6 protein-coding genes are annotated in these 4,871 nt (G+C 57.8%); 2 read left to right on the top strand and 4 right to left on the bottom strand.

From position 1 onward, the window contains the following. Positions 1 to 184: hypothetical protein (locus ACP5EL_RS09020; RefSeq protein ID WP_428402181.1), on the bottom strand; the 184-nt coding region annotated here is incomplete at its 3' end. Between the two features lie 223 nt (positions 185 to 407). Between ACP5EL_RS09020 and ACP5EL_RS09025 the strand changes: the two genes are divergently transcribed. Beyond that, positions 408 to 1,322 (top strand): restriction endonuclease, encoded by a 915-nt coding sequence (locus tag ACP5EL_RS09025; RefSeq protein ID WP_428402182.1) that lies wholly within the window; start codon positions 408 to 410, stop codon positions 1,320 to 1,322. 45 nt (positions 1,323 to 1,367) lie between these two features. On the opposite strand, the gene ACP5EL_RS09030 is transcribed toward ACP5EL_RS09025, so the two are convergent. The 3 genes from ACP5EL_RS09030 to ACP5EL_RS09040 are packed head-to-tail and all read right to left on the bottom strand — an operon-like array spanning position 1,368 to position 3,513. After that, entirely contained in the window at positions 1,368 to 2,366 is a 999-nt protein-coding gene (locus tag ACP5EL_RS09030; RefSeq protein ID WP_428402183.1) for a ketopantoate reductase family protein, read from the bottom strand. A 38-nt stretch (positions 2,367 to 2,404) separates the two neighbouring features. Further along, a complete protein-coding gene (locus tag ACP5EL_RS09035) occupies positions 2,405 to 3,052 on the bottom strand; it encodes a DUF2953 domain-containing protein (protein WP_428402184.1) in 648 nt (215 codons plus the stop codon). A gap of 14 nt (positions 3,053 to 3,066) precedes the next feature. Further along, positions 3,067 to 3,513: a GerW family sporulation protein gene (locus ACP5EL_RS09040; RefSeq protein ID WP_428402185.1), complete on the bottom strand. Its 447-nt coding sequence runs from the start codon at positions 3,511 to 3,513 to the stop codon at positions 3,067 to 3,069. A gap of 234 nt (positions 3,514 to 3,747) precedes the next feature. Between ACP5EL_RS09040 and ACP5EL_RS09045 the strand changes: the two genes are divergently transcribed. After that, complete coding sequence (locus ACP5EL_RS09045; protein WP_428402186.1) at positions 3,748 to 4,467, top strand: hypothetical protein; 720 nt, start codon at positions 3,748 to 3,750, stop codon at positions 4,465 to 4,467. Positions 4,468 to 4,871: the final 404 nt, after the last annotated feature.

Consider the following 4,871-nt stretch of genomic DNA (forward strand, 5'->3'; position numbering starts at 1 on the left):
CCAGGTCGGCGTACTTGGGCCCGATCCTTCCCAGGAGAAAGTAGGAGGAGATCTTGACGTCCCGTGGCGGGAGCCCGGCGAAGAACTCCGCCAGCTCGTCCCTCATCTCGGAGGAAGAGGTGGTCTCCTCCAGCCTCTGGCAGAGGGAGGCGAAACGGTCGAAGGGGGCGCTTTTCTCGGACATGAGGATAACCTGGGATTTTTCGAAGGAGGGTGGAGTTCGGCGGGAGATCAAGGGATCTTGGATTTCGGCAGAGATGAACATTTATTTTCCGCCAGTTATTAACTATCTGTTTCGAGATGGTATAAGTTTTTCTAGGGAAGTGTGAATATTTAAAAACAGACTAATTACAGCACAGGACTTAATTATCTGGACTGAATTAGGAAATGCAGCGAGGTCGGCAGAGATGACGGTTCCAGACTACCAGAGCTTGATGCTCCCCCTCCTGAAGGTCTTGGAAGACGGAGAAGAGCACAGCCTTCACGAGGTAATAGAAACTTTGGCGGATCAGTTTGAGCTGAACGACGAGGATAGGCGTGAGCTCCTTCCCAGCGGAAGGCAGGCAAAGTTCAACAACAGGGTAGGGTGGGCCAGAACATATCTTAAAAAGGCCGGACTTTTGGAGAGCACGGGAAGGGGGAAATTTCGGATAAAGGATAGGGGCCTTGCCGTCCTGAAAGAGAACCCGCCAGAGATCAACGTCAAGTTCCTGGAACAGTTTCCCGAATTTCTGGAGTTTCGTGATGGTGCATCCAAAGAAGTCAACAACGATCTAGAGGGCGATGCCGCCGACAAGACAAAGACCCCTGAGGAGATCTTGGAGACCAGCTACCAGGACCTCAGACGAGATCTGGCCCAGGATCTCTTGGACCGGATAATGGGATGCTCCCCTGATTTCTTCGAGAAGCTTGTGGTGGACCTCCTCGTCTCCATGGGCTATGGAGGCTCTCGAAAGGATGCTGGCGAAGCCGTCGGCAGGAGCGGCGATGGCGGCATAGACGGCATCATCAAGGAGGATAAGCTCGGTCTCGATGCCGTCTACATCCAGGCCAAGAGATGGGAGGGAACGGTGGGAAGGCCGACGGTCCAGGCCTTTGCCGGCAGCCTGATGGGCAACAGAGCCGGAAAAGGCGTTCTGATCACAACCTCACAATTCACCAAAGATGCGAAAGATTATGTCAAGACCATCCAGCAGCCGAAGATCGTCCTGATCGATGGGGGGAGGCTCGCACAGTTCATGATCGATCACGACATAGGCGTCGCCGACGTCGCCACCTACAGAGTGAAGAAGGTAGATCTGGACTACTTTGGCGAGGAGTGAATCACTATTTGGCGTTGCTTCTTCGGGGATGAACTCCCTGATCAGTTATCCTTCCATGAACTTGACCATCTTGTAGAGGGTCCAGTTTATGGGCGTCGGGACCCCCGCCTCCTCTCCGAGCCGGACCACCGCCCCGCTCAGGGCCTCGATCTCCGTCGCCTTCTCTGCCCGGATGTCCTGGAGGGTGGAGGACTCGTGCCTCTCCGTCGGGGGGAGGAGCTTCTCGTAGAAGACGGCGGTGTACTCCTCGGGGGCCGACCAGTGGGTCTTGTGCCCCGTCGCCTCCATCACCGAGAAGATCTCCTCGATCACCGCCTCCATCATCTCCCGCGAGGAGGGCTCCTCGCCCAGGACGCCGTAGGGTACGCGGAAGATGGCTCCCAGGGGGTTCAAGGCGCAGTTGTAGAGCATCTTCGCCCAGAGGTCCTTTTCCACATCCTCCACCACCTTGGCGGGTATCCCTCCCCTGCTGATCGCCTCCGCGAGAGGCGCCATCGGCGCGAGGTCCGATCCGAAGAGGCTCCCCAGGTGGATCGAGTCGGCGTGGACGGTCACCTCGACGACGTTCTTTTTGGGCCTCGAAAAGCCGGTGATCACCCGGGCGCTGTAGATCAGATCTTTCGGAAAATGATTGGCGAAGATCTCGGCGTTACCCCAGCCGTTCTGGAAGAGGACGATCTTGCCGTCGCCGCCGAGGAGCTGGGGGTGGCGGGATAGCTCCGAGGCGGCTCTCTCAGAGCCGTGGGACTTGGTGCAGACGAGGATGTAATCGTAATCGTAATCGCAGTCGCGACCGTCTTCGCAGCCGCCATCTTGGAGGTGCCGCCTCTCGTCCTGAAGAAGTTCGTCCAAAGTTGCGTACGCTCCGAACTTTTCGGGCCCGAACTCGAAAGAGCCGAAGATCCCGGTCCGGACCAGGCCTCCCTCCCTCAGAGCTGAGACGGTCCCCTCTCTTGCGATTACGTCGACCTTTGCGCCGGAGGAGATCAGGCAGCTTGCCACCCCCAGCCCGACGGCTCCGCCCCCGTAGATTAAAGCCTTCATCCTTCGCCCTCCGGCGGAGAGTCTCGCTTCAACCTACTTCACCTCTTCCCCCGCCTCGCTCTGATCGCCCGCAAGCCGGCCCGCCAGGCTGGAGGCGAGAGGATGAAGTGGGCCAGAGGCGGGATGATCTTGAGGGGCACGATCCTCAGCCTCCCCTCAAATGACCCCTCCAGCCTCTCCTCGGAGAAGGCGGGCTCGATCTTCGACCTCACCGGGGTCAGGGCTTCTATGGGGGATAGAGCGGCCCAGAGGAGGCCGAGGGCCTCCCCCGTATCCGCCGGGTCGGATAGGCCGATGGCGATATCGATCTTCAAGGGCTGGACCTGAATCGCCCCCAATAGACCCCTAAAAAGATGTGACAGGGTTCCGAGAAAGCCGTCGGTCTTCAGGACTTCGAGGATGACTCTGGCCGAGCCCAGACCCCTCTCGGCCTCTCCGCCCTCTTTGTCCTCTCTTTCAGGGTCCCGATCTTCCCCCTTCTCCGAGGGCTCCCGCTCGGCGACGCTGAAGACGTCTTTGGAAAGGCGGCCGAAGAGCCAGCCTATCCTCATCCTGGTCTCGGGACAAACCCCGCCTCTGGCCACCCTTCCCTCCAGGTCGATGGGAATCAGGAGGAGAAGTATCAGCAAGATAAGAAGCGGGGCCAGGATCAGAAGCGCCGAGCTCAGGATCGCGGGGTGGGGCATGGCGGGGCTTCACCCTACTCGACTTTGATCTCCTTTCCCCTCTCCTTTCCTCTGCCCTTCCCCTCTCCACCCTTCTCCTCAGACTCTTTTCCCTTCTCCTTCTTCTCCTCTCTCCTATCCTCCCACTCGTCGATCTCCTTTTTGATCAGGGAGGGGATCTTCTCCACCACCCGGTCGACGAGGGAGCCGCTGCCCTCCCGGACCGGCTCCACCCGGACCATATCCTCCTCGATGATGATCACGGCCACCGGCTTCATCCCGAAGCCTCCTCCAGCGCCGCCGCTGGCCCCTTCGTCTCCCTTACCGGAGCCCGCCCCCGCCCCGAAGGCGGCACCGACGCTCAGCAGGGGCACCACGGTCTTCTCGCCGGCGGTTATCGGCTCACCGATGACGGTCTTGCTGGTCAATATCCTCTCCATCTCGGCGATGGAGGCCTTCAAGAGAGCTTCAACTTCGCTCATAGTTCATCTCCAAGATAGATGTGGTCTGGACCGATTAAAAACTTTTTCCAGAATATTATATGTGGGGGTGGGATAGGTGAGACGGAGCGGAGATGGATCGTGCTTAAGGTCATCAGAACTCGAACAACAGGCCATCAAACTGGCGCAAAGGTCATATATTCCGGACGCCCCTAAAAATGTGGCGATGACTGAATCGATGACGATCAGCCACCGCCAGAGTTGAGGGGGGTAAATATGAGAATAACTGCATTAGTTTCACTGGTGACGATATTCGGCCTGATTTTGGTGGCCTCTCCACCGATTTGTGCCGAGGGTGAAGAGGGCGGGATCGCCGCCACCGGCGAGTTTGAGATCCTGGCCGGATCTTATGTCAGCCTGGCGATGGACGATCTCCGGGCCCAGGACGATCGAGTCCAGAAGGCGGACCAGTATCTCACAGGCCTCGGCTTCACGCCTAACCGAGAGGATACGACGGACAACTTCTTCGGGATCGAGCAGACCTACTCCGGCCAGCCGGAGGGGGTGGACTCCGAGCAGACTTATGAGCTTTATCTCCAGGAGTACTCAAACCCCGACTCGGAGATGACCGCCGCCCTCGGCCGGATCGCCCTGAGGGACTCTTCGGGGGCCTATACCAACACCTACACCTTCATCCTGGAGGCCCCCAAGGCCGACGTCTCCTCGATCCAGGAGTATTACGTCGGAGGCTCTACGGGAAAGCTCGAGATCGTGGAGGCGAAGAGCTGGTGGACCTGCATCCTGGGCCAACTTTCCGAGATCGGTGAGGAGTGCGGAGCGTCGTTCAACAATTGCAGCCAAGAGACCACATCTCTCGTCGGCTATATCGGCTGCATCGCCGCCAACTGTGGTTCCGCCTTATCTAACGCCTCGGTCTGCTGCAACTGCGGTTGTGAGCGGTGGTGCCGCTGGGCGTACGGATGCTGCCGGATGTGATCGCGAGAATGGTCTGGCAGTATAAACGCCAAAGGCGCTTTATACTGCCAAAAATTTATATTTAGCTCTACTGAAAACCGTGGACCTTGGTCGGTATCCTCGGCCTGCCTTAAGTATGGCGTTTACGGCCACAATCACCTCCTCTTTCGTTTGAACATCCCATAGTTTCTTTTAGGTTATATCTTCTGATCTGCCTGTGAAGATGGCCCTTCTGATGCTAGGCATGGCCGCCAAGTATAAAAAGATTGATTTTAAAATAATAGTAACTATTATGAATAAGATCGATAAACTCCTCGCCGAATTTCCTCCCTGCTCTGAGGAGCTGGGCACGGACCTGACCACGCCTGCGGGCAGGTTCAAGTGGTTTCTCGCCTCCATCCTCTTCGGGGCCAGGATCAGCGAGA

The sequence above is a fragment of the Methanocrinis sp. genome (genome assembly GCF_049974945.1).
Classification (GTDB): domain Archaea; phylum Halobacteriota; class Methanosarcinia; order Methanotrichales; family Methanotrichaceae; genus Methanocrinis.

What these genes read in the sequence shown, in the direction of transcription:
- ACP5EL_RS09035 (WP_428402184.1), bottom strand. Translation starts at nt 3,052, where the DNA reads ATGCCCCACCCCGCGATCCTGAGCTCGGCGCTTCTGATCCTGGCCCCG.
- ACP5EL_RS09045 (WP_428402186.1), top strand. Translation starts at nt 3,748, where the DNA reads ATGAGAATAACTGCATTAGTTTCACTGGTGACGATATTCGGCCTGATT.
- ACP5EL_RS09040 (WP_428402185.1), bottom strand. Translation starts at nt 3,513, where the DNA reads ATGAGCGAAGTTGAAGCTCTCTTGAAGGCCTCCATCGCCGAGATGGAG.
- ACP5EL_RS09025 (WP_428402182.1), top strand. Translation starts at nt 408, where the DNA reads ATGACGGTTCCAGACTACCAGAGCTTGATGCTCCCCCTCCTGAAGGTC.
- ACP5EL_RS09030 (WP_428402183.1), bottom strand. Translation starts at nt 2,366, where the DNA reads ATGAAGGCTTTAATCTACGGGGGCGGAGCCGTCGGGCTGGGGGTGGCA.